We start from the raw sequence: 21,248 nt of genomic DNA, 5'->3' as shown, positions 1-21,248 counted from the left end.
ATATTATTTATAAATATAATATTTAATTATATTGTTTCCATAAACATCTTCCACTCAATTTTTTCATGCAATCCAAATATCTTGTATGATTTATCTTCTCTTCTTGAGTAGCAAAAATAATTTTTAATAATCTTTTCTGTGAATTTACATTATATGAATGTTGTGTATCATGAATATTGGATTTGTTTTCACTAACACTTACAATTTCATTTGTTAATTCCATTTCTGTTTGACCTCCAGTCATGGCTAAAAATACATAAGATAAAATCTGTGCATCAATCAATGCATTGTGTAAATTACGCTTACTAATATCAATGGAATAACGTTCACATAAAGCATCTAAACTATTCCGTTGACCTGGAAATAAATCACGAGCTAATTTTAAACTATCAATAATAGTACAATAATATTCTATAGATTTATAATTCAAATTTGCTTTCTTTAATTCAAAATTTAAAAAACCTACATCAAATGATGCGTTGTGAATAACTAAATTGCTTCCTTTAACAAACGATAAAAATTTCTCTGAAATATCTGCAAAAACTGGTTTATTTTTCAAAAACTGATCACTAATTCCATGTATTTTAAAAGCTTCAGAATCAACAGTTCTATTAGGATTTAAATAAACATGAAAAGTATTTTTAGTTAAATGGCGATTTATTAATTCTACTGCTCCAATTTCAATAATTTTATGCCCTTCATAATGAATTCCAAATTTATTCATACCAGTAGTTTCAGTATCTAAAACAATATATCTTGTGATGTTAATATTCATAATTTTTAACTTTTAGATCACGATTATTTACTTGAATTACACTATAATACATCGAATATGTATAAACAAATAGAAATTTTTACTGACGGATCATGCCTTGGGAATCCAGGACCTGGAGGTTGTGCTGCTATATTATGCTATAAACAATATAAAAAAGAATTTAGCGCAGGATATTACTTTACTACCAATAACCGCATGGAATTAATGGCAGCAATTATTGCTTTAGAATCGCTTAAAAATCCCTGTCAAGTAACTCTATACAGTGACAGCCAATATTTATTAACTGGAATTACCCAATGGATCCATACTTGGAAAAAACACCAATGGAAAACTGCTGAAGAAAAATTAATAAAAAATATAGATTTATGGCGTCGTTTAGATATAGCAATACGCTCTCATATTATAAAAAATTGGCATTGGCTCAAAAGCCATGCAGGACACCCAAATAATGAGCGATGTGACCAATTAGCTCGAGAAGCTGCTAAACACCCTTCAAATAAAGATTACAATAATAACACAATAATATTGTACAATAATTACTTACTTATTAAATAATAAAAATATGATTTTTATTTATAAAAATTATAAAATGTAAAATATTACTATTAAATATAATACAATAAATAATAAATGAAAATTTACCCATAAAGTATAATTATACAATAAATAATTTAATTAAAATTAAAATAGATGATTTTTTGCAATTAGCACTATAATGAATATTATTAAAATCTTAACTTCAACAACTAATTACATCTGGATAATATATAATCAGAAAAATGAATGCATAATAATTGATCCGGGAGAATCTTTAAAAGTATTAAAAACACTTGACAAATTACAACTTACTTTAAAAGCTATATTATTAACTCACCACCACACTGATCATACTAATGGTATACATGATTTAATAAAATATTTTCCAAACGTTGTAATATACAGTAGTGCTGCAGATATTCAAAATAAAAACGTTAAAATAATCATAGTATCGGATGGAGATGAATTTTTTTTATTAAATAAAAAAATTAAAGTAATTGGTTTGCCAGGACACACATTAAATCATGTTGGGTTTTACTACAATTCTTGGCTATTTACTGGTGATACTTTATTTTCTGCAGGTTGTGGTAAAGTTCAAATTGGATTAATTCAACATATGTATCAATCTTTTTTAAAAATCCAAAATTTTCCAAACAATACTAAAATCTATAGTGGACATGAATATACTTTACCAAATCTTAATTTTGCACTTTCTATATTACCAAAAGATCTACATATAACTAATTATTATAAAAAAGTTATTACACTACATGCGTGTAAAAAAACACCTGCTCCTACTCTATTGTCATCAGAATTAAAAATTAATATTTTTTTTCGTTGCAATAGCATAGATTTAAAACACGCACTAAATTGCTTTCCAAAAATAGGAGAAGAATGGAAAGTTTTTAAAGAATTAAGAAAAAGAAAAGACTTATACAAATTTACCTTATAAATATCTATATTTTCTAGATTATTTTGTACATTATTAACGTACAAACAAACCAAAAACTTGGCAGCCCCCTACTCTCACATGAGGATTCCTCACACTACCATCGGTACTACGACATTTAACTTCTGAGTTCGGAATGGAATCAGGTGGTACTATCGCGCTGATGCCACCAAGTTTAAAAATATATTAATATTTTATAAATACAGCATACTAGCCACAATAAAGTTAAATTATCTTATTTATTATATAAAAAGTCAAACAATTAATTTCTGATAAATTGATATTCAAATTGCAATTTAATAATAACAACAAACAGAAATTTTTTATTTATGATACTCATGTATGTAATACTGATTTTAAATGACGAATTACTGGATTCACGGAAGGAAATACATTATGCCACAAATAAAATGAATATGCTGCTTGCTCTACTAACATACCCAATCCATCTGAACAATAATTTGAACCATGTTTCTTACACCACGATATAAATACAGTATCTTGGTTTTGATAAAATAAATCATAACATTTAGTAAAATAATGAATCAAAAATGATGGTATATTAGGAATAACATTATTCATGCTACTAGAAGTAGCGTTTATAATAAGATTATATTTCTTTTTATTAGATATATATCGTAGTCTATTAATATCAATATAAGATATATTTTGACATCCTATACTATGATAATAATGAACTAATTTTTGAGCATTTAATAAAGTTCTATTTACTACATTCAAATAACATCTCTTAATATTTAATAAAACAGGAATAATACCTTTTGCTGCTCCTCCAGACCCAATTAATAAAATATATACCCTCTTATCAGAAGGATTTTTATTTTTTTCGTTGAAATCAACTATTGTATTATTTGTATTAATCCAACCTAAACGCTTTAAATCACTAATAAACCCTATTCCATCCGTATTATCTCCTAACAAAGAATTATCATGTCTTTTTTTTATAGTATTCACTGCATTAGCCATAAGAGCACGATCAGTCAACTGATCACATAAAAAAACAGCATATTCTTTAAAAGGAACAGTAATATTTGCCCCTAATCCTCCCGTATTAAAAAAATTTTGCACAATGACACTAAAATTTTTTATTGGAGATACTAATATTAAATCATACTTATTAGAAATTCCTATTTCATTTGCAAATAAAGAATAAATTTCTGATGATTTACTATGTTTAATTGGATTGCCAAAAACAGCAAAAGCACTCAATATATGTATACCTCCACATATAAAATTATTTGCGAATAACTCTTCCAGTAATAGCGTCTCGAATTTCTGATGGATAAGGAAGTCCTAATACGTTTTCATTCATTATAGGTAAATCATTATAATACTTTCCTAATTGACTATAAACTTCTGAAATAGTTCTAGTAGGTGGACATCCTGATAAATTTGCACTAGTAGATACTAACGGTTTTCCAAAAGCTAAACAAAGATGCCGTATCGGTTCAAAATTACTTACCCGAACTGCTATTGAAGAAAATTTACCTGTTAACCAAATTGAAGTACCAGATCGAACTGGAAATACCCATGTTACTGGTCCTGGCCAAGTAGAAAAAATATTTAACAGCTGCGTATTACTCAGTAAACGATCATCAACATATTTCAGAAGTTGTGTATAATTCGCAGCCACTAAAATTAAACCTTTTTTCCACGATCGACGTTTCATATTTAACAAAGCAAAAATTGCACTTTTACTATCAGGATTACATCCTAATCCAAACACTGATTCTGTTGGATATACTATTACCTTATTTTGATGTAACCAAATAACCAAATCTTTAATATTAAATTTAATGACAGTATTGATCATTATTTTTAAGCATGATATAGTATAATTAATATTATTGTATAAATAACATGAAATAAATATATTAAACAATTAATATATTAATATGTCAACATATAATAATCTTATACTATTAAGTTAACTAAAATTTATTAAAAATAAAAACATATGTATGAACTTATAGAAAATTAATTAATATGTAATTAAATATCTCAAAGTTTCATATAAAAACATTATTGTATTTTCTTATATTATTAACCGAAAATTGACCAATATAATTGTTATTAAAGTTTTGTGTCTTAATTAACAATAATAATGAATGCTATGGCTATATTGGAAATATTACATTATCCGGATCAAAGACTTAGAAAAATTGCAAGCTCTGTTTCTACAATATCCGAAAATACAAAAAAAATAATACACAATATGTTTGATACTATGTATTTTCAAGAAGGCATTGGATTAGCAGCAACACAAGTCAATATTAATCAACAAATAATTGTTATTGATTTACATCATGATATTAAACAGCGCTTAGTGTTTATTAATCCTCTTATTATAAAAAAAACAGGAGTTATTAATACTATAGAAGGATGTTTATCTATTCCAAAAATAAGAGAATCTATTCCAAGAGCGAAAAAAATAATAGTTAAATCTTTAGATCAAAATGGAAATACATTTGAAATAGAAGCAACTGATTTATTGTCAGTTTGTATTCAACATGAAATAGATCATTTATTAGGAAAATTATTTATTGATTATTTATCTCCACTTAAAATTAAACGAATTAATAAAAAAATTCAAAAATGGACCAAATTCTCTTTAAATAAAAAATAACCTTTTCATTTTCATCATTAACTATATTTACTATATACAATTTATGAATTTTCAATTACAACGAATATTACGTATTATTTTTTTTGGAACAGGAAAATTTGCTGCATACCATTTATATGTGCTAATAAACTGTTCAGCACATAAAATAATTGCAATCTTTACTCAAGAACAAGAAACTCAAAAAAATTTTCATAAAAACATACACCATCTCTCCATTAATAAAATAGCACAAAAATATAATTTATGTCTGTTTAAATCAAACACTTTAAATATTATTAACATATCCAATATTATTAAACTTTTTAACATAGATATAATAATAGTTGTATCATACGGATTAATTTTAAGTAAAGACATATTAAATATCCCAAAATTAGGATGCATCAACGTACATGGTTCATTACTACCACGTTGGAGAGGTCCTGCTCCCATTCAAAGAGCTTTAGAATATGGAGACACCATTACAGGAATATCTATTATACAAATAGATTCCGGAATAGATACTGGTAATATTTTATATAGTAAGTCCTGTCAAATTTTAAAAAAAGATACCAGTTATACTCTTTCTAAAAAATTAGCTACTATAGGATCTATAGCCTTATTACAAACACTCGAAAAAATAATTTCAAAAACATGTAAAAGTACACCTCAAAATTCATTATATGCAACTTATGCATATAAACTAAACAAATTAGAAGCACGTATTAATTGGAACAACTCAGCAATAGAATTAGAAAGACGCATTCGAGCTTTTAATCCATGGCCTATAAGTTACTTTCAATTAAAGAAATGCTACATTAAAGTATGGAATGCTGAAATAATTAATGACTATTCCATTATTATAAATAGAAATTATTATTCATTCAATAATGATCCACATTCATACCTCCACCCTCCTGGAACTATACTTGCAATTGATTCTAAAGGAATTTATGTTGCTACTGGAGCTGGTATAATTATACTTACTACATTACAGATACCAGGCAAGAAAAAAACTACTGTTAAATTTCTTATGAATTCCTATTCATCATGGTTTCCTATTCATTCTATTTTAAAATAGCAAAATAATATAAAAAACTTTAAAAAATCTAACACTAAATAATATATTAATATATTATTTAGTGTTAGATTTAAACATATTAGATCTATCAACAAATTCGATATATGCCATAGGAGCATTATCTCCCTTTCTAAATCCACATTTCAATATACGAGTATATCCACCAGATCTATTCAAAAAATGAGGACTAATTTTAGTAAATAATTGGGTAACAATATCATTGTTTCTAATTTGAGAAAAAATTAATCGCCTATTTGAAACAGTATCTATTTTTCCTTTAGTAATCATTGGTTCAATAACTTGTCGTAATACTTTAGCTTTAGCTAAAGTAGTTTTTATTATTTGGTGCATAATTAACGAAATTACCATATTTCTAAGCATCGCTTTACGATGAGAACTGTTTTTATTTAATTTTAAAACTTTTTTTCGATGTTTCATAATAAATATCTTAACTATAAATAACATAATAAAAAAATTAAATACATCATTATTATTACTAATCAATAAAATTTTTTGGAGGCCAATTTTCCAAAGACATACCTAACGATAACCCTCTAGCTGCTAATACATCTTTTATTTCAGTCAAAGACTTTTTTCCTAAATTAGGAGTTTTCAATAATTCTATTTCTGTTTTTTGTACTAAATCTCCTATATAATGAATAGACTCAGCTTTTAAACAATTAGCAGAACGTACAGTTAATTCTAAATCATCAACAAGACGTAACAAAGCAGGATCGAATTCAGGTTTCTCTTCTTTAATTTCAGGCTGATGCACATCACGTAAATCAATAAATGCAGATAATTGATCCGATAAAATAGTTGCAGCGCGTTTAATAGCTTCTTCTGGATCTATAGTGCCATTTGTTTCCATATCAATAATGAGTTTATCTAAATCTGTACGTTTTTCAACCCTTGCTGCTTCTACAGTATATGATACTCTTTCTATAGGACTATAACATGCATCTAACATTAACCGACCTATTGGTACTGTTGTCTGTTGATCATCAGAAATAACAATAGAATTAGATTTAGAGAAAGCTGGCACATAACCTATACCACGCTGAACCTTAATACACATATTCAGCATTACATGTGCATCTGTTATAAAACAAATAAGATGTTCTGGGTTAACTATTTTAACAATACTACTCTCGCATATTATATCACTTGCAGTTACTGGACCAACTCCAGATTTTTTTAAAGTTAAATTTATACTATCTTTACCTTCAATATGAATTGCTAATGTTTTTAAATTGAGTAAAATTTCTAAAACATCTTCTTGAATCCCTTCTTTTGTTCCATACTCATGTAACACTCCATCAATTTCAACCTCTGTTACTGCACATCCAGGCATTGAAGACAACAAAATACGACGCAACGCATTTCCTAATGTATGCCCAAAACCCCTTTCCAAAGGCTCTAAAGTAATTTTAGCATGTACTTCAGAAATTTTTTCTATATTTATTAATTTTGGTTTTAAAAACTCCTTTTCAGAACTCTGCATAACTACCTCTCTGCAACACAGTATTGGTTCAATCTATTTGGAATATAATTCAACAATTAAATGTTCATCAATATTTGCAGATAACTCACTGCGATCAGGTTGTCTTTTAAATAAACCTTTTAACTTTATAGCATCAGTTTCGACCCATAATACGCGTTCGCGTTGCTGTTCAGCAATTTCTAAAGCAGCGTGAATCCTAGATTGATTTTTAGACCGATCATGTATTTGAATAACAGTATTTGAAATCACTTGATAGGATGGAATATTAACAAGACGATTATTCACCAAAACAGACTTATGACTAACTAATTGCCTTGATTCAGCTCTAGTCGAACCAAATCCCATTCGGTACACAACGTTATCCAATCTACTTTCTAATAATTGTAATAAAATTTCACCAGTATTTCCTTTAGTACGAGCAGCCTTTTTATAATAATTAATAAACTGACGTTCTAGTATACCATATATACGTTTAACCTTTTGTTTTTCTCTAAGTTGTATGCCATAATCAGAAAATCTAGATTTACGAATACTATGTTGTCCTGGAGAATGTTCAAATTTACACTTAGAATCAATAGATCTAATTCCAGATTTTAAAAAAAGATCTGTATTTTCCCGACGACTCAATTTCAACTTAGGTCCTAAATATTTTGCCATATATCATCCTTTTTATTATCAATAATATTGTTTATTACATCGTCTTCAAACACGACGTTTTTTAGAAGGCCTACAACCATTATGAGGAATAGGAGTAACATCGGTAATACTAATTATATTAAATCCTGATGCATTTAATGCTCGAACTGCAGATTCCCTTCCCGGACCAGGACCTTTTACCATAACTTCTAAGTTTTTTATGCCATACTCTTGCACAGTCTCAGCACATCGTTCTACTGCTATTTGAGCAGCAAATGGTGTGGATTTTCTAGATCCTCGAAAACCAGATCCACCAGAAGTAGCCCATCCTAAAGTATTTCCTTGGCGATCACTAATTGTAACAATGGTATTGTTAAAAGATGCATGGATATGCGCAATACCATCCGTAATTTGTTTTTTTACTCGTTTACGTACTCTAAGAGAGGATGATTTAATCATTTTTTAAAATTTCATTTCCATTTCGTTTTTTATTATTGCTGATATATCAAATAAACGTATTATTAAATACTACTTTATTTATTTATAATTTTTTTTGGTCCCTTACGAGTTCTTGCATTCGTTCTAGTTCTTTGTCCTCTAACTGGTAAATTCCTACGATGACGCAAGCCTCTATAAGTACCCAAATCAATTAATCTTTTAATATTCAAATTTATTTCACGACGTAAATCCCCCTCTATAACATATTTAGAAATTTCATCACGTAATTTATCAATATATTCTATAGATAATTTATTAATCTTAACATGACAGTCTATTCCAACGTTCAAACAAATTTCTCGAGCTCGAGACCTACCAATACCATATATAGACATCAAAGCAATCATAGCATGTTTACGATCAGGAACATTCACTCCAACTATACGTACCACTATTTAAACTCCCATTAAATAAAATTTCTCATTATAATATGAGCAGTATTATATTTATCATTTTCAGTTAACTTAACCTTGTCGTTGTTTATGTTTCGGAATAACACGACAAATTACACGAACTACATTTCGTCTCTTCACAATAATGCAATGTCTACATAATCTTTTCACTGATGCTCGAACTTTCATTCAAAATTACCATACATATCATATGTGTGTACAAATTATTTTAATATTAAAACAACACAACAATTTAATTAATTATAATACTTTAAATTAGCTTTTTTTAATACAGATTCATATTGACTAGACATTAATAATGTTTGTATTTGAGCCATAAAATCCATAATAACCACTACTACTATTAGCAAAGAAGTTCCTCCAAAATAAAATGGAACTTTCACAGCAATTCTCATAAACTCTGGAACTAAACAAATAAAAGTAACATACACTGCACCAATACAAGTTAAACGTACTATAATTTTATTAATATATTTTGCAGTTTGTTCTCCAGGTCGAATTCCAGGAACGAAAGCTCCTGATTTTTTCAAATTATCAGCAGTTTCACTAGGATTAAATACTAAAGATGTATAAAAAAAACAAAAAAACATTATAGCTAATGAGTATATTATAACATATAGCAACTGACCAGGTTGCAACCACATAGCAATCATAGTCAACCAATAACAATTACTTAATCCACCACAAAACCAAGATATAATGGTACTTGGAAATAAAATTACACTTGAAGCAAAAATAGCAGGAATAACTCCAGCCATATTTACTTTAAAAGGTAAATGGGTACTATTTTGTGTTGAATAAATTCTACGACCTTGCTGACGTTTAGGTTTAGCATAATGCACTAAAATTTTACGTTGACCTTTTTCCATAAATACCACAAAAAATGTAATACTAAATATTAAACAAATTATTAAAATTAATACAAAAAAATGCAATTCATTTTGTCTAACTTGCTCTATAGTATGTCCTATAGCCGAAGGTAATCCAGCCACAATCCCAGAAAAGATAATAATAGATATTCCATTACCTATTCCTCGGTTAGTAATTTGATCTCCAAGCCACATCAAAAAAACAGTTCCAGACACAAGACTAACAACTGCTATAAAATAAAAAGTAAATCCTGGATTTATCACTAACCCTGCAATATTAGGAAGACCAATCACTATACCTATAGATTGAAATATGCTTAATATTAAAGTTCCATACCTAATATACTGATTAATTATTCGTCTCCCGCTTTCCCCTTCTTTTTTAATTTCTATCAGTGTAGGATGCACTGCAGTCAATAATTGTATAATAATTGATGCTGAAATATACGGCATAATTCCTAAACTAAAAATAGACGCTCGACTCAAAGAACCTCCAGAAAACATATTTAACATTTCTATAATAGTTCCCTGTTGTTCTTTCAAAATTTTTGATAATATAATTAAATCCACTCCAGGAATTGGAATAAAAGATCCTATCCTAAAAATAACAAGGGCTCCAATTACAAACAACACTCTTCGTTTTAAATCGTATAACCCTCCTTTTATACTCTGAAAATCAGATGATATAGAACGACGATGTTTATCAATTATTCCCATAATCATGATGATTTAATAACTCTCCTCTTTTTCAATTTTTCCACCTGCATCTTGTATAGCTTCTTTAACTCCCTTACTCACTTGAATATTTTTAATAACAATAGATCGATTGATACTTCCAAACATAATGATTTTAACAAATCTGATTTTATTTCCAACAATATTATATTTTTTTAAAACATTTAAATCTATCACATCTTCTGAAATATGAGATAAATCCAATAATTTAATTGATTTAGTCATTATACGTTTTCTTGATTTAAATCCAAACTTTGGTAATCGCCTATATAAAGCGGTCTGTCCTCCTTCAAAACCAATCCTAATTTTACCTCCAGAACGAGATTTTTGACCTTTATGACCTCTACCTCCAGTTTTACCTAATCCCGATCCTATACCTCGTCCTACACGTTTTCTCAAACATTTAGATCCATTAGAAGACTTAATAGTATTAAGCCTCAATAAAATTCCAGAATCATCATTCATTTTCTATTTTTACCATATAACAAATGACATTAATCATGCCACGAATAGATGGAGTATCTATTTTTCTGACAGTATCTCCAATATGACGTAATCCCAATCCACGCAATGTTGATTTATGTTTCAACATACATCCAATAGCGCTTTTAATCTGAGTAATCTTAATCATTTTTTATTCTTATTTCGTTTGTCATGAAAACAATTAAAAATATATTCAACAGATTTCCCTCGTTTTTTAGCTATCATTTCTGGAGATTTCATAGTTTTTAAAGCACTCATAGTAGCACGAACAATATTAATAGGATTAGTAGATCCATAAGCTTTTGCTAAAACATTATGTATTCCTACTACCTCTAAAATAGCACGCATAGCTCCTCCTGCTATAATTCCAGTCCCTTCAGAAGCGGGTTGCATATAGACACGAGCTCCTGTATATACTCCAATTACTGCATGCTGTAATGTTCTTCCAGTACGTAAAGGTATATCAATCATATCATGCCGAGCTTTTTCCATAGCTTTTTGAATAGCTGAAGGAACCTCTCGAGATTTTCCATAACCAAACCCTACTTTTCCATTAGAATCACCAACGACTGTTAAAGCTGCAAAACTAAATATACGACCCCCCTTGACAGTTTTAGACACTCGATTTACTGTAATTAATTTTTCTTGCAATTCACCAATATTAGCACTCTGCTTAATATATCTAACCATAATGACATTCACATTTTTAAAATTTTAGACCAAATTGACGAGCACAATCAGCTAAAGCCTGAACCCGTCCATGATACTTGTATCCTGATCGATCAAAAGATATATTAGTAATACCTTTTTTTAAAGCTCTTTCAGCAATTATTTTTCCTACTAAAGATGCAGCTATCTTATTTCCTGTTACTTCTAATTGAGCTGAAATTGTTTTTTCAACAGTAGAAGCTGAAACCAATACATCACAATTATCCTTTGAAAAAATTTGAGCATAAATATGTTTAGAACTTCTATATACTACTAATCTAAACACATCTAATTTAACTAATTTCTTTCTGATTTTTTTTGCTCTTTTAATTCTAGAAATCTGTTTATCATTCTTCATATCATATATACTTTCAATATCATTTTCAATTATCTTTTTTTAGAATCTTTATTATGTATTAATTCATTCATATAACGAATCCCCTTTCCTTTAAATGGCTCTGGTGGTTTGATTGCTCTTAAATCTGCTGCAACTTGACCAATAAGCTGTTTACTTGAACTAGTTAAAACAATTTCTGTTTGGTTTATACATTGAGCATGAACCCCTAAGGGTAATACATAATAAACAGGATGTGATAATCCTACTGCCAAATTAAGAATATTTTCGTTTATAGACGCTTTATATCCTATTCCTACCAATTGTAATTTCTTAATAAAACCCAAAGTAACTCCTTTAATTATACCATTAATCAAAGAACTAGTTGTTCCAATTAAAGCTTTATTATTAAGATGATTACATGCTGAATATATAACAAGATTATTTACATTATTAATCTTTACATAAACATACTGATGTAATTTATAGCATATTTTTCCCAAAACACCTTCAATAACAACATAATGATTTTTTAATTGTATACTTATCGATTCAGGAATAACAACAATTTTATTATAATTATTTTTTAATTTCATAAGTATCGTATCTCAACAATCATTAACTACATTATGATACATAACAAATTATCTCTCCTCCAATATTCAGCTGCTTTGCTTTTTTATCAGTCATAACACCTTTATTAGTAGAAATAATCACCACTCCCATCCCAGACATAACTTGAGGTAATTTTTTTCTATTTTTATATATTCGCAATCCAGGTCGGCTTACACGTTTAATATTATCAATAACTGGATTATTACGTTGATAATATTTTAAAAATATTTCCAATACAGGTTTTATCCCATCGTGAACATAATATTTTCTCAGAAATCCCTCTTCTGTTAATACTTTAATAATAGCCACCTTCATTATAGATGATGAAAGACAAATTTTATCTTTCTTAGCAATTTGCGCATTACGTATAGCAGTTAACATCTCTGAAATAGGATCTTGCATACTCATTTTATATCACTCTCAAATTCTAATAATAAAATACTTATTTTTATCTTTATATACTAAAAACAATATTACCAGCTAGACTTCCTTAAACCAGGAATTTCACCCTTCATAGCAGCTTCACGTACTTTTATTCGACTTAATCCAAATTTCCTTAAAAAAGCATGAGGTCGACCAGTTTGTTTACAACGATTGCGTAATCTAGATGGACTAGAATCTCTGGGTAAAGTTTGCAACTTTAACATAGCATTCCATCTATCCTCATTAGTAGAATTACGGCTAATAACAAGTTTTTTCAACAAAAGACGTTGAGAATAATACTTATTAATTAATTTTAAACGCTTCTTTTCTCGTGCTTTTACAGATTCCTTAGGCATTATACGATTAACACTCCTCTTTATTTAGATAAATAAAACAATCAACTCTTATTTTTAAATGGAAATCGAAGAGCAGTTAATAAAGCAAACCCTTCTTTATCAGAAAGAGCACTAGTAGTAATAGTAATATTCATTCCTCTAATACTATCAACAGTATCATAATTAATTTCTGGGAAAATAATCTGCTCTCGTATTCCCATGCTATAATTTCCATGTCCATCAAATGATTTTACTGACAACCCTCTAAAATCTCGAATACGAGGTATAGAAATAACAATTAATCTTTCTAAAAATTCCCACATACGCATCCTTCGTAAGGTCACTTTACATCCTATTGATTGCCCTTGCCTGATTTTAAAACTGGAAATAGATTTTTTAGCTTTAGTAACAACTGGTTTCTGACCTGAAATCACTTTTAAATCTTCTATTGATTTTTCTAAAATATTTTTATTTAAAATAGACTTCCCTATACCCATATTAATAGTAATTTTACTTATTTTCGGTACCTTCATTATAGATGAATACTGAAATTGTTGCATCAAACTATTAATGACATGACTTCTATAATAATTATATAAATTAGCCATACTTAAATTACTTTCCAAAAAACATTATTTAATTACATTTCCATTAGACTTAAAAACTCTAACTTTTTTCCCTTTTTCTATTTTAAACCCTACTTTATCTGCTTTTTTATAAATAGGATTAAATATTGCAACATTAGATAAATCAATATATGCTTCTTTTTTAATAATTCCTCCTGGTTGATTTTTATCTGGAATTGGCTTTTGATGTTTTTTTATTAAATTTATTCCTGAAATAATAGCTTTGTTTTTAAAAGATGCAACAAATTTAACCTTACCAGTTTTTCCCTTATCTTTTCCATTTAATACAATCACTTCATCACCACGCCTAATTTTTTTAGCTGCCATTAAAAATTACCTCTCTACATATAAAAATAAATCTTATAACACTTCAGGAGCTAAAGAAATAATTCTCATAAAATTCATAGCACGCAATTCTCGAGTAACTGGACCAAAAATACGAGTACCTATTGGTTGTAAATTAGAATCATTTAATAAAACACAAGAATTGCTATCAAATCTAATAACAGACCCATCCAATCTACGTACACCTTGCTTTGTACGCACTACTACAGCTTTTAACACATCTCCTTTTTTAACTTTAGCTCTAGGAATAGCTTCTTTTATAGTAACCTTAATAACATCTCCTATTCTAGCATAACGCCTTTTAGATCCTCCTAATACTTTAATACACATCGCAAAACGTGCTCCAGAATTATCAGCTACATTTAAGATAGTACGTTCCTGAATCACACAAATAATACCTCACAATAAACTATTCATTTATATACCATAATAACATTTTCACACTATAAATATATAAATAAATTACAATAGATATTTTTATGATAAACTAGATTTCTTAAGAATGGTAGTCATCACCCAAAATTTTGTTTTAGAAATAGGACGACACTCTTTAATTTCTACTAAATCTCCTACTGAACCTTCATTATTAGAATCATGTACATGAAATTTAGTAGTACGTTTCACAAATTTTCTGTATATCGGATGCTTAACAAAACGATCTACAGCCACAACAATTGATTTTTGCATTTTATTACTAACTATAAATCCCTTTAATACACGCATTCTTTTAATCATAAAATATTTAAATTTCCTTAATTATTTACTTAAGCTCATTTTTAGATTTAAAACATTTTAAACGAGCAATATTTTGACGAGATTTCTTTAATAAGTGTAATTGTTTTAACTGACCTAATTTTAATTGAATTCGTAAATTAAAATATTCTTCCAAAACACGAATTAATTCCAATTTTTTAGATCGATTGTCTTTATTATTACGATTTAAAATTTTCAAAAATTTATTCACTATGCTGTAATCCTATAATAGTAGTTTTTATTGGTAATTTTGATGCTCCCAACTTAAAAGCATAAACAGCTAAATCCTGAGCAACTCCACTTATTTCATACAATATTTTTCCAGGTTGCACTAAAGCTACCCAATATTCTACATTACCTTTACCTTTTCCCATACGAACCTCTAAAGGTTTCTCAGTAATAGGCTTATCAGGAAACACACGAATCCAAATCTTTCCCTGACGTTTTACAGCTCGAGTTATAGCCCGACGAGCTGATTCAATTTGACACGATTTTAATCTTCCTCTATCAGTAGATTTTAAAGCAAACATCCCAAAATGAATAACATCATTTATTACTACCCCTTTATTACGTCCCTTATGCATTTTTCGAAACTTCGTGCGTTTTGGATACAACAAAATTAAATCTCCCTTTTTTATTTTTATTCTTATAAGCGAACTTTATGCTTATGTTTAGAAAAATCATTGACCAATTGATGCTGAGTTTTAATTTCATCAAATAATATTTTATCTAAAATTTCTCCTTTAAATATCCACACTTTAACCCCTAATACTCCATAAGTAGTATGAGCTTCTGATAAACTATAATCAATGTTAGCACGCAACGTATGTAAAGGAACTCTCCCCTCTCTATGCCATTCAGTACGCGCAATTTCCGCTCCACTCAATCTTCCACTAATCTCTATTTTAACGCCTTCCGCTCCTAAACGAATTGCGCTTTGTGCTGCTCTCTTTATTGCTCGTCTAAATATAACTCTACGCTCTAATTGAGAAGCTATATTATCTGCTAATAATTTAGCGTCTAATTCTGGCTTTCTAATTTCAGAAATATTCAACTGAGTTGGAACACCAGAAATTTTTGCTACACTGTCGCGTAATTTTTCAATATCTCCCCCTTTTTTTCCTATTACAATCCCTGGCCTAGCTGTATAAATAGTTACACGAATACTTTTAGCTGGTCGCTCAATAATTATACGAGATATTAAAGCTTTTGATAATTTTTTTATTAAAAACTGACGGACTTTAAAATCATTATGTAAATTTTCAGAAAAATCTTTATTACTCGCATACCAAGTAGAATGCCATGATTTAATAATACCCAACCTCATTCCATTCGGATGTACCTTTTGACCCATTTCTTTAATAATACCTCCTATTAATAATTGCTTATATATTTTTATTCAGATACCACTATTGTAAGATGACTAGTCCTTTTTAAAATTCGATCCGAACGACCTTTAGCTCTTGGCATAATCCTTTTAATACTAGGTCCACTATCAACAAAAATTTTAATGACTTTTAAATTATCAACGTTTAATGCATCATTATGTTCTGCATTAGCCATAGCTGATTCTAAAGTTTTCTTTACTATATGAGCAGATTTCTTATTGGTATAATTTAAAATATCAAGTGCTTTTGATACATACTTACCTCTAATCATATTAGCAACTAAACGAACCTTTTGAGCAGAAGATCTAATATAACGGTATTTCGCTATTGATTCCATAATTACATATCCATAATTAATAAAGACACCCAAATAATTTATATTAAAAGTTAATTAGTAATAATTAGATATTTAGTAACGTTTTTTTATCTTTTTATCAACTGCATGATGACCTCTATATGTACGAGTTGGAGAAAATTCTCCAAGCTTATGACCAACCATTTCATCTGAAATAAAAATAGGTATATGTTGTTTTCCATTATGTACTAATATAGTTAAACCGATCATTTTCGGAAAAATTGTCGATCTACGAGACCAAGTTTTAATAGGTTTTTTGTCTCCAGTTTTTATCACCTTTTCTACTTTTTTTAATAAATGTAAATCAATAAATGGACCTTTTTTAAGAGAGCGAGACATAAACTACCTTTTTATTAAAATCATACAAAACAAACATTATTTACTGTGACGATAATACAAAATTGACTTATCTGTACGTTTATTATAGCGAGTTCTTTTACCTTTTGTCTGCATACCCCACGGAGAAACTGGATGTTTACCAAAATTTTTACCTTCTCCCCCTCCATGAGGATGATCAATTGGATTCATAGCAGTACCTCGAACAGTAGGACGAACACCTCTCCACCTATTAGCTCCTGCTTTACCTAAAGCACGTAACATATGCTCAGCATTACCAACTTCACCTATCGTGGCCCTACATTCACAACGAACTTTACGTATTTCACCAGATCTTAAACGTAAATTTATATATTCCTTATCTTTAGATACAATTTGCGCGTATGATCCAGCAGAACGAGCTAATTGGCCTCCTTTTCCTAATTTCATTTCTATATTGTGAACAACAGACCCAACTGGAATATGAACCATAGGCAATGAATTTCCAGATTTTATCGGAATATCTACTTCTTTTCCAGATAACACTACATCTCCTGCATGAATACCTTTTGGAGCTAAAATATAACGACGTTCCCCATCCTTATACAATAACAAAGCAATATGTGCTGATCTATTTGGATCATATTCTATTCGCTCAACTATAGCATTAATATTATCTTTATTTCGTTTAAAATCTATAATTCTATAACGCCTTTTGTGACCACCCCCGATATGCCGAGTAGTAATTCGACCATAATTATTTCTTCCTCCTGATTTACCTACTGCTATTCTAGATAATAACGAAGAACAAGGTTTACCTTTATATAATTCAGAATTTACCAACTTAACCAGATGTCTTCTACCAGGAGAAGTAGGATTACATTTAACAATAGCCATCATTTAAGCACTCATAATTTTTATACATATTACCTAATTTTATCAAATAAATCTATTTTATAACCATCTCTTAAAACTACATACGCCTTTTTCCAATCACATCTACGTCCTATATTTCCTTTTGATCCCTTAGTCTTTCCATAAACCATCAAAACATTAATTTTTTTTATCTTGACAGAAAACAACATACACACAGCATCTTTAATATCCATTTTAGTTGCATATTTTGATACCTTTAAAATAAGGACATTATTTTTTTCCAATACAACAGATGATTTTTCAGAAACATGGGGAACTTTTATTATTTTTAATAAACGTTCTATATACATCATATTAATTTAATCTCAATTTCATTAAGAATATTTTTATTAAAAATAACTACATCAAAATTAATTAAACTCACCGGATCAATATGATACACATCACGGACTTCCAATTTTCGAAGATTTCTAGATGCTAATACAACATTTTTATCTATAAAATCAGTAATAATCAACACGCTCTTTTTAAAATTTATTATATGACAAAATTTATCTAAAAAAAATTTAGTTTTAGGTTTTTCTAAAAAAAAATTATCTATTAAGAAAAATCTATCTTCAGCAACCAATTTAGACAAAATGCTTTTTATTGCGCTTTTATACATTTTTTTGTTTATTTTCTGATTATATTCTTTTGGTTTAGCTGCAAAAGTTACTCCACCAGAACGCCAAATAGGACTTTTTAATGAACCAGAACGAGCTCGGCCAGTACCTTTTTGTCGCCAAGGCTTTTTATTTGACCCTGAAACTTCAGCACGAGATTTTTGAGACCTTGATCCTTGTCTCGAATTAATTAAATAACTTGAAACCACTTGATGTATTAATGATAAATTAAAAGGATATCTAAATATTCTTTCAGAAACAGGCAACATTACTATCTTACTACAATTATTCTCTTTTGAATTTATCAAAAAACATTTCAATTCTAAAGTCATACGATACCTGAACTAATAGACTTCATTTTAACAGATTTTTTAATTATAACATTCTCACCAATTATTCCAGGAATTGCTCCTTTAACTAATAATAAATTATCACTTATATTAACACTAATAACCTTTAAATTTTGAATGGTAACTTTAACATTTCCTAAATGACCCGACATCTTTTTTCCTTTAAACACTCTCCCTGGAGTCTGATTTTGACCAATAGACCCAGGAGCTCTATGAGACAAAGAATTTCCATGACTTGCATCCTGAGTATGAAAGTTCCAACGTTTTACTGTACCCGAAAAACCTTTTCCCTTCGAAATCCCAGTAACATCTACTTCTTTAACATTACTAAAAATATCTATATTAACAACATCACCAACTGATATTTCAGGATCAGAAAACATTCTAAATTCCCATAACCCTTTCCCTGATTTAATTCCTGCCTTCTTTAAATGTCCCAACTTAGGTTTATTTAAACTATCTAATTCTAAATAATCCCCAGTAGTTACTTGCACAGCACAATAACCATCTCGTTTAAAATTTTTAACTTGAGTTACTCGATTCGATAATATTTCAATAATAGTTACAGGTACCGAAATACCATTTTTATCAAATAATCTAGTCATTCCTACTTTTCTACCAATCGCTCCATTTATCATCTAATTTATTTCTCTATAAAATAAAACAACTATATAACCACATATTAAGTTTGTATTATTTAAATATTTCTATTCAATATCAGCCAAGACTAATCTGTACATCTACTCCTGCAGCTAAATCTAATTTCATTAAAGCATCTACAGTTTTATCAGTAGGATCAATTATATCTATTAACCGCTTATGAGTCCGTATTTCGTACTGGTCTCTAGCGTCCTTGTTAACATGAGGAGAAATTAAAATAGTAAACCGTTCTTTTTTAGTTGGTAAAGGAACAGGTCCATGAACCTGAGCTCCAGTTCTTTTAGCTGTTTCAACAATTTCTAAAGTTGATTTATCTATTAATCTGTGATCAAAAGCTTTTAAACGAATTCTAATTCTTTGATTCTGCATTGTAATAATTTATCCTCTATTACATAATAATAGCAACACCCTAATTTATAATAAAGAATTTTTTATAAATATTCTAAATCTAATCATTATCAATATAAATAATAATTACTTCTAATAATGTAAGAACACCCTACTATTCGTAGGGTCAACAACATACAATATATTGACTTAAATTTTTTCACATTTATACCACTACATACAGCAATAATCCTTTATTTTAAATATTCAATTACTTTCATACATATTATTACTACCATTAATCATCATTTATCTATACATCTGAGATTGCATGTAATTGCTCACACCTACGGTTTTAATAAGACTCAACTCTGTTTCTAGAAACTCAACATGTTTCTCTTCATCATAAAGAATTTTTACCATCATTTCTTTAGAAACACAATCCTGTACCAAATCAGCATTTTTAATACCTTCCTTCAAATCATTTATTCCATTATACTCTATTTTTAAATCCATATGCAAGATATCTTCAATATTTTTACAAACACTCAATTCATCAACACTTCTTATAACAGGAGAACCTTCTAAAAATAAAATACGCTCTATATACAAATCTGCGTGTTTTAATTCATCCATACATTCTTTATATTCTATATCAGTTAAACGTTCCAATCCCCAACTTTTAAAAATTTTTGAATGTAAAAAATATTGATTTACAGCAATTAACTCATTACTTAATAAACGATTAAGATATAAAATAACGTTTTTATCACCTTTCATTCTAATTTTCCTTTACCGTATTGTAATATACAAATAATTTTTATATGTTGTTATAAGACGTATAAACTTAAACATGCTGATAAGCAGGATCGAACTGCTGACCTCACCCTTACCAAGGGAGTGCTCTGCCTCTGAGCTATATCAGCATCTCATACATATAACATAAATATCATATTAATGTAATATATATTATTTTTAACACAAACAGCGGACAGTGGGAATCGAACCCACATCATCAACTTGGAAGGTTGAGGTAATCACCATTATACGATGCCCACTTGTTATGTAAC

36 protein-coding genes, 2 tRNA genes and 1 rRNA gene are annotated in these 21,248 nt (G+C 28.7%); 4 read left to right on the top strand and 35 right to left on the bottom strand.

All coding sequences use genetic code 11. The annotated features are described in order from the left end of the window. Positions 1–22: 22 nt before the first annotated feature. Complete coding sequence (gene dnaQ, locus Bpudo544_RS01140; protein WP_500825516.1) at positions 23–775, bottom strand: DNA polymerase III subunit epsilon; 753 nt, start codon at positions 773–775, stop codon at positions 23–25. Positions 776–832: 57 nt separating this feature from the next. Between dnaQ and rnhA the strand changes: the two genes are divergently transcribed. Then, positions 833–1,330: a ribonuclease HI gene (gene rnhA / locus Bpudo544_RS01135; protein WP_500825515.1), complete on the top strand. Its 498-nt coding sequence runs from the start codon at positions 833–835 to the stop codon at positions 1,328–1,330. Between the two features lie 160 nt (positions 1,331–1,490). Then, positions 1,491–2,264 (top strand): hydroxyacylglutathione hydrolase, encoded by a 774-nt coding sequence (gloB, locus tag Bpudo544_RS01130; protein WP_500825514.1) that lies wholly within the window; start codon positions 1,491–1,493, stop codon positions 2,262–2,264. 55 nt (positions 2,265–2,319) lie between these two features. Here the strand turns inward: gloB and rrf are convergent. The 3 genes from rrf to tsaC form a co-directional block, all read right to left on the bottom strand. After that, positions 2,320–2,435, bottom strand: a 5S ribosomal RNA gene (gene rrf, locus Bpudo544_RS01125). A gap of 162 nt (positions 2,436–2,597) precedes the next feature. Next, complete coding sequence (aroE, locus tag Bpudo544_RS01120) at positions 2,598–3,491, bottom strand: shikimate dehydrogenase (protein ID WP_500825513.1); 894 nt, start codon at positions 3,489–3,491, stop codon at positions 2,598–2,600. 25 nt (positions 3,492–3,516) lie between these two features. Next, positions 3,517–4,095: an L-threonylcarbamoyladenylate synthase type 1 TsaC gene (gene tsaC / locus Bpudo544_RS01115; RefSeq protein ID WP_500825512.1), complete on the bottom strand. Its 579-nt coding sequence runs from the start codon at positions 4,093–4,095 to the stop codon at positions 3,517–3,519. Positions 4,096–4,395: 300 nt separating this feature from the next. Here tsaC and def point away from each other — a divergent pair, with 300 nt between their 5' ends. Together def and fmt are read left to right on the top strand one after the other, a co-directional pair. Next, entirely contained in the window at positions 4,396–4,908 is a 513-nt protein-coding gene (def, locus tag Bpudo544_RS01110; protein ID WP_500825618.1) for a peptide deformylase, read from the top strand. Positions 4,909–4,951: 43 nt separating this feature from the next. After that, positions 4,952–5,968, top strand: a complete 1,017-nt coding sequence (gene fmt, locus Bpudo544_RS01105) for a methionyl-tRNA formyltransferase (RefSeq protein WP_500825511.1) — start codon at positions 4,952–4,954, stop codon at positions 5,966–5,968. Positions 5,969–6,022: 54 nt separating this feature from the next. On the opposite strand, the gene rplQ is transcribed toward fmt, so the two are convergent. From rplQ to Bpudo544_RS00950, 31 genes are all read right to left on the bottom strand, one after another. Next, the gene (gene rplQ, locus Bpudo544_RS01100; protein WP_500825510.1) at positions 6,023–6,406 is read right to left on the bottom strand and encodes a 50S ribosomal protein L17; all 384 of its coding nucleotides are present in this window, start codon (positions 6,404–6,406) and stop codon (positions 6,023–6,025) included. 58 nt (positions 6,407–6,464) lie between these two features. Continuing rightward, complete coding sequence (locus Bpudo544_RS01095; RefSeq protein WP_500825509.1) at positions 6,465–7,472, bottom strand: DNA-directed RNA polymerase subunit alpha; 1,008 nt, start codon at positions 7,470–7,472, stop codon at positions 6,465–6,467. A gap of 33 nt (positions 7,473–7,505) precedes the next feature. Then, a complete protein-coding gene (gene rpsD / locus Bpudo544_RS01090) occupies positions 7,506–8,129 on the bottom strand; it encodes a 30S ribosomal protein S4 (protein ID WP_500825508.1) in 624 nt (207 codons plus the stop codon). 45 nt (positions 8,130–8,174) lie between these two features. Then, the gene (rpsK, locus tag Bpudo544_RS01085) at positions 8,175–8,567 is read right to left on the bottom strand and encodes a 30S ribosomal protein S11 (protein WP_500825507.1); all 393 of its coding nucleotides are present in this window, start codon (positions 8,565–8,567) and stop codon (positions 8,175–8,177) included. 74 nt (positions 8,568–8,641) lie between these two features. Continuing rightward, complete coding sequence (gene rpsM / locus Bpudo544_RS01080) at positions 8,642–8,998, bottom strand: 30S ribosomal protein S13 (protein ID WP_500825506.1); 357 nt, start codon at positions 8,996–8,998, stop codon at positions 8,642–8,644. Between the two features lie 72 nt (positions 8,999–9,070). Further along, positions 9,071–9,187, bottom strand: a complete 117-nt coding sequence (gene rpmJ, locus Bpudo544_RS01075; protein WP_500825505.1) for a 50S ribosomal protein L36 — start codon at positions 9,185–9,187, stop codon at positions 9,071–9,073. Positions 9,188–9,255: 68 nt separating this feature from the next. Beyond that, positions 9,256–10,605: a preprotein translocase subunit SecY gene (gene secY / locus Bpudo544_RS01070; protein ID WP_500825617.1), complete on the bottom strand. Its 1,350-nt coding sequence runs from the start codon at positions 10,603–10,605 to the stop codon at positions 9,256–9,258. 12 nt (positions 10,606–10,617) lie between these two features. Continuing rightward, a complete protein-coding gene (gene rplO / locus Bpudo544_RS01065) occupies positions 10,618–11,064 on the bottom strand; it encodes a 50S ribosomal protein L15 (protein ID WP_500825616.1) in 447 nt (148 codons plus the stop codon). Between the two features lie 16 nt (positions 11,065–11,080). Further along, positions 11,081–11,254 carry a 50S ribosomal protein L30 gene (rpmD, locus tag Bpudo544_RS01060; protein WP_500825504.1) on the bottom strand — a complete coding sequence of 58 codons (174 nt, stop codon included), beginning with the start codon at positions 11,252–11,254 and terminating at the stop codon, positions 11,081–11,083. Then, the gene (rpsE, locus tag Bpudo544_RS01055) at positions 11,251–11,796 is read right to left on the bottom strand and encodes a 30S ribosomal protein S5 (RefSeq protein WP_500825503.1); all 546 of its coding nucleotides are present in this window, start codon (positions 11,794–11,796) and stop codon (positions 11,251–11,253) included. Before rpsE ends, rpmD begins: the two co-directional genes overlap by 4 nt. A gap of 16 nt (positions 11,797–11,812) precedes the next feature. Beyond that, positions 11,813–12,172: a 50S ribosomal protein L18 gene (gene rplR, locus Bpudo544_RS01050; RefSeq protein WP_500825502.1), complete on the bottom strand. Its 360-nt coding sequence runs from the start codon at positions 12,170–12,172 to the stop codon at positions 11,813–11,815. A 29-nt stretch (positions 12,173–12,201) separates the two neighbouring features. Then, positions 12,202–12,744: a 50S ribosomal protein L6 gene (gene rplF, locus Bpudo544_RS01045; RefSeq protein ID WP_500825501.1), complete on the bottom strand. Its 543-nt coding sequence runs from the start codon at positions 12,742–12,744 to the stop codon at positions 12,202–12,204. A gap of 31 nt (positions 12,745–12,775) precedes the next feature. Beyond that, positions 12,776–13,171, bottom strand: a complete 396-nt coding sequence (gene rpsH, locus Bpudo544_RS01040) for a 30S ribosomal protein S8 (protein WP_500825500.1) — start codon at positions 13,169–13,171, stop codon at positions 12,776–12,778. A 65-nt stretch (positions 13,172–13,236) separates the two neighbouring features. Then, complete coding sequence (rpsN, locus tag Bpudo544_RS01035; protein WP_500825499.1) at positions 13,237–13,542, bottom strand: 30S ribosomal protein S14; 306 nt, start codon at positions 13,540–13,542, stop codon at positions 13,237–13,239. Between the two features lie 41 nt (positions 13,543–13,583). Continuing rightward, positions 13,584–14,129 (bottom strand): 50S ribosomal protein L5, encoded by a 546-nt coding sequence (gene rplE, locus Bpudo544_RS01030; protein ID WP_500825498.1) that lies wholly within the window; start codon positions 14,127–14,129, stop codon positions 13,584–13,586. Positions 14,130–14,153: 24 nt separating this feature from the next. Continuing rightward, positions 14,154–14,474 (bottom strand): 50S ribosomal protein L24, encoded by a 321-nt coding sequence (gene rplX, locus Bpudo544_RS01025; RefSeq protein ID WP_500825497.1) that lies wholly within the window; start codon positions 14,472–14,474, stop codon positions 14,154–14,156. Positions 14,475–14,507: 33 nt separating this feature from the next. Next, entirely contained in the window at positions 14,508–14,879 is a 372-nt protein-coding gene (gene rplN, locus Bpudo544_RS01020) for a 50S ribosomal protein L14 (RefSeq protein WP_500825496.1), read from the bottom strand. 90 nt (positions 14,880–14,969) lie between these two features. Further along, positions 14,970–15,227, bottom strand: a complete 258-nt coding sequence (gene rpsQ, locus Bpudo544_RS01015; protein ID WP_500825495.1) for a 30S ribosomal protein S17 — start codon at positions 15,225–15,227, stop codon at positions 14,970–14,972. A 25-nt stretch (positions 15,228–15,252) separates the two neighbouring features. After that, positions 15,253–15,456, bottom strand: a complete 204-nt coding sequence (rpmC, locus tag Bpudo544_RS01010; RefSeq protein WP_500825494.1) for a 50S ribosomal protein L29 — start codon at positions 15,454–15,456, stop codon at positions 15,253–15,255. Then, positions 15,449–15,862 carry a 50S ribosomal protein L16 gene (rplP, locus tag Bpudo544_RS01005; RefSeq protein ID WP_500825493.1) on the bottom strand — a complete coding sequence of 138 codons (414 nt, stop codon included), beginning with the start codon at positions 15,860–15,862 and terminating at the stop codon, positions 15,449–15,451. Before rplP ends, rpmC begins: the two co-directional genes overlap by 8 nt. Positions 15,863–15,891: 29 nt before the next feature. Further along, a complete protein-coding gene (gene rpsC, locus Bpudo544_RS01000) occupies positions 15,892–16,599 on the bottom strand; it encodes a 30S ribosomal protein S3 (protein WP_500825492.1) in 708 nt (235 codons plus the stop codon). Positions 16,600–16,640: 41 nt separating this feature from the next. Further along, complete coding sequence (rplV, locus tag Bpudo544_RS00995; RefSeq protein WP_500825491.1) at positions 16,641–16,970, bottom strand: 50S ribosomal protein L22; 330 nt, start codon at positions 16,968–16,970, stop codon at positions 16,641–16,643. 72 nt (positions 16,971–17,042) lie between these two features. Further along, positions 17,043–17,327, bottom strand: coding sequence for a 30S ribosomal protein S19 (gene rpsS, locus Bpudo544_RS00990; protein ID WP_500825490.1), 285 nt, complete (start codon positions 17,325–17,327; stop codon positions 17,043–17,045). 36 nt (positions 17,328–17,363) lie between these two features. Continuing rightward, entirely contained in the window at positions 17,364–18,200 is an 837-nt protein-coding gene (rplB, locus tag Bpudo544_RS00985) for a 50S ribosomal protein L2 (RefSeq protein WP_500825615.1), read from the bottom strand. 29 nt (positions 18,201–18,229) lie between these two features. Further along, positions 18,230–18,532, bottom strand: coding sequence for a 50S ribosomal protein L23 (gene rplW, locus Bpudo544_RS00980; protein ID WP_500825489.1), 303 nt, complete (start codon positions 18,530–18,532; stop codon positions 18,230–18,232). Continuing rightward, complete coding sequence (rplD, locus tag Bpudo544_RS00975) at positions 18,529–19,110, bottom strand: 50S ribosomal protein L4 (protein WP_500825614.1); 582 nt, start codon at positions 19,108–19,110, stop codon at positions 18,529–18,531. Before rplD ends, rplW begins: the two co-directional genes overlap by 4 nt. Before the next feature lie 59 nt (positions 19,111–19,169). Further along, complete coding sequence (gene rplC / locus Bpudo544_RS00970) at positions 19,170–19,826, bottom strand: 50S ribosomal protein L3 (protein ID WP_500825612.1); 657 nt, start codon at positions 19,824–19,826, stop codon at positions 19,170–19,172. An 82-nt stretch (positions 19,827–19,908) separates the two neighbouring features. Continuing rightward, entirely contained in the window at positions 19,909–20,220 is a 312-nt protein-coding gene (rpsJ, locus tag Bpudo544_RS00965) for a 30S ribosomal protein S10 (RefSeq protein ID WP_500825488.1), read from the bottom strand. Positions 20,221–20,487: 267 nt separating this feature from the next. After that, positions 20,488–20,958, bottom strand: coding sequence for a bacterioferritin (gene bfr / locus Bpudo544_RS00960; RefSeq protein ID WP_500825487.1), 471 nt, complete (start codon positions 20,956–20,958; stop codon positions 20,488–20,490). A 74-nt stretch (positions 20,959–21,032) separates the two neighbouring features. Continuing rightward, positions 21,033–21,104: transfer RNA gene (locus tag Bpudo544_RS00955), tRNA-Thr, on the bottom strand. 60 nt (positions 21,105–21,164) lie between these two features. Beyond that, positions 21,165–21,236 (bottom strand) — tRNA-Gly (locus Bpudo544_RS00950). Positions 21,237–21,248 lie beyond the last annotated feature (12 nt).

It is taken from the genome of Blochmannia endosymbiont of Camponotus pudorosus (assembly GCF_059934925.1).
Note: the sequence above shows the minus strand (reverse complement) of the source record. Positions and strands in the feature narration are given on the sequence as shown.

Bases quoted from the DNA above. Each gene is read 5' to 3' on its own strand.
- rpsK (WP_500825507.1), bottom strand. From the start codon at position 8,567: ATGATTAAATCATCCTCTCTTAGAGTACGTAAACGAGTAAAAAAACAA.
- rplE (WP_500825498.1), bottom strand. From the start codon at position 14,129: ATGGCTAATTTATATAATTATTATAGAAGTCATGTCATTAATAGTTTG.
- def (WP_500825618.1), top strand. From the start codon at position 4,396: ATGGCTATATTGGAAATATTACATTATCCGGATCAAAGACTTAGAAAA.
- rpsC (WP_500825492.1), bottom strand. From the start codon at position 16,599: ATGGGTCAAAAGGTACATCCGAATGGAATGAGGTTGGGTATTATTAAA.
- tsaC (WP_500825512.1), bottom strand. From the start codon at position 4,095: ATGATCAATACTGTCATTAAATTTAATATTAAAGATTTGGTTATTTGG.
- rpsQ (WP_500825495.1), bottom strand. From the start codon at position 15,227: ATGATTAAAAGAATGCGTGTATTAAAGGGATTTATAGTTAGTAATAAA.
- dnaQ (WP_500825516.1), bottom strand. From the start codon at position 775: ATGAATATTAACATCACAAGATATATTGTTTTAGATACTGAAACTACT.
- Bpudo544_RS01095 (WP_500825509.1), bottom strand. From the start codon at position 7,472: ATGCAGAGTTCTGAAAAGGAGTTTTTAAAACCAAAATTAATAAATATA.
- rplQ (WP_500825510.1), bottom strand. From the start codon at position 6,406: ATGAAACATCGAAAAAAAGTTTTAAAATTAAATAAAAACAGTTCTCAT.
- gloB (WP_500825514.1), top strand. From the start codon at position 1,491: ATGAATATTATTAAAATCTTAACTTCAACAACTAATTACATCTGGATA.
- rpsH (WP_500825500.1), bottom strand. From the start codon at position 13,171: ATGAGTATGCAAGATCCTATTTCAGAGATGTTAACTGCTATACGTAAT.
- rpmJ (WP_500825505.1), bottom strand. From the start codon at position 9,187: ATGAAAGTTCGAGCATCAGTGAAAAGATTATGTAGACATTGCATTATT.
- rpsE (WP_500825503.1), bottom strand. From the start codon at position 11,796: ATGGTTAGATATATTAAGCAGAGTGCTAATATTGGTGAATTGCAAGAA.
- rplR (WP_500825502.1), bottom strand. From the start codon at position 12,172: ATGAAGAATGATAAACAGATTTCTAGAATTAAAAGAGCAAAAAAAATC.
- rplX (WP_500825497.1), bottom strand. From the start codon at position 14,474: ATGGCAGCTAAAAAAATTAGGCGTGGTGATGAAGTGATTGTATTAAAT.
- rpsD (WP_500825508.1), bottom strand. From the start codon at position 8,129: ATGGCAAAATATTTAGGACCTAAGTTGAAATTGAGTCGTCGGGAAAAT.
- rplB (WP_500825615.1), bottom strand. From the start codon at position 18,200: ATGGCTATTGTTAAATGTAATCCTACTTCTCCTGGTAGAAGACATCTG.
- rplD (WP_500825614.1), bottom strand. From the start codon at position 19,110: ATGTTGCCTGTTTCTGAAAGAATATTTAGATATCCTTTTAATTTATCA.
- rpsJ (WP_500825488.1), bottom strand. From the start codon at position 20,220: ATGCAGAATCAAAGAATTAGAATTCGTTTAAAAGCTTTTGATCACAGA.
- bfr (WP_500825487.1), bottom strand. From the start codon at position 20,958: ATGAAAGGTGATAAAAACGTTATTTTATATCTTAATCGTTTATTAAGT.
- rplW (WP_500825489.1), bottom strand. From the start codon at position 18,532: ATGATGTATATAGAACGTTTATTAAAAATAATAAAAGTTCCCCATGTT.
- fmt (WP_500825511.1), top strand. From the start codon at position 4,952: ATGAATTTTCAATTACAACGAATATTACGTATTATTTTTTTTGGAACA.
- rnhA (WP_500825515.1), top strand. From the start codon at position 833: ATGTATAAACAAATAGAAATTTTTACTGACGGATCATGCCTTGGGAAT.
- rpsN (WP_500825499.1), bottom strand. From the start codon at position 13,542: ATGCCTAAGGAATCTGTAAAAGCACGAGAAAAGAAGCGTTTAAAATTA.
- rplF (WP_500825501.1), bottom strand. From the start codon at position 12,744: ATGAAATTAAAAAATAATTATAATAAAATTGTTGTTATTCCTGAATCG.
- rpsS (WP_500825490.1), bottom strand. From the start codon at position 17,327: ATGTCTCGCTCTCTTAAAAAAGGTCCATTTATTGATTTACATTTATTA.
- secY (WP_500825617.1), bottom strand. From the start codon at position 10,605: ATGGGAATAATTGATAAACATCGTCGTTCTATATCATCTGATTTTCAG.
- rpmD (WP_500825504.1), bottom strand. From the start codon at position 11,254: ATGATTAAGATTACTCAGATTAAAAGCGCTATTGGATGTATGTTGAAA.
- rplV (WP_500825491.1), bottom strand. From the start codon at position 16,970: ATGGAATCAATAGCGAAATACCGTTATATTAGATCTTCTGCTCAAAAG.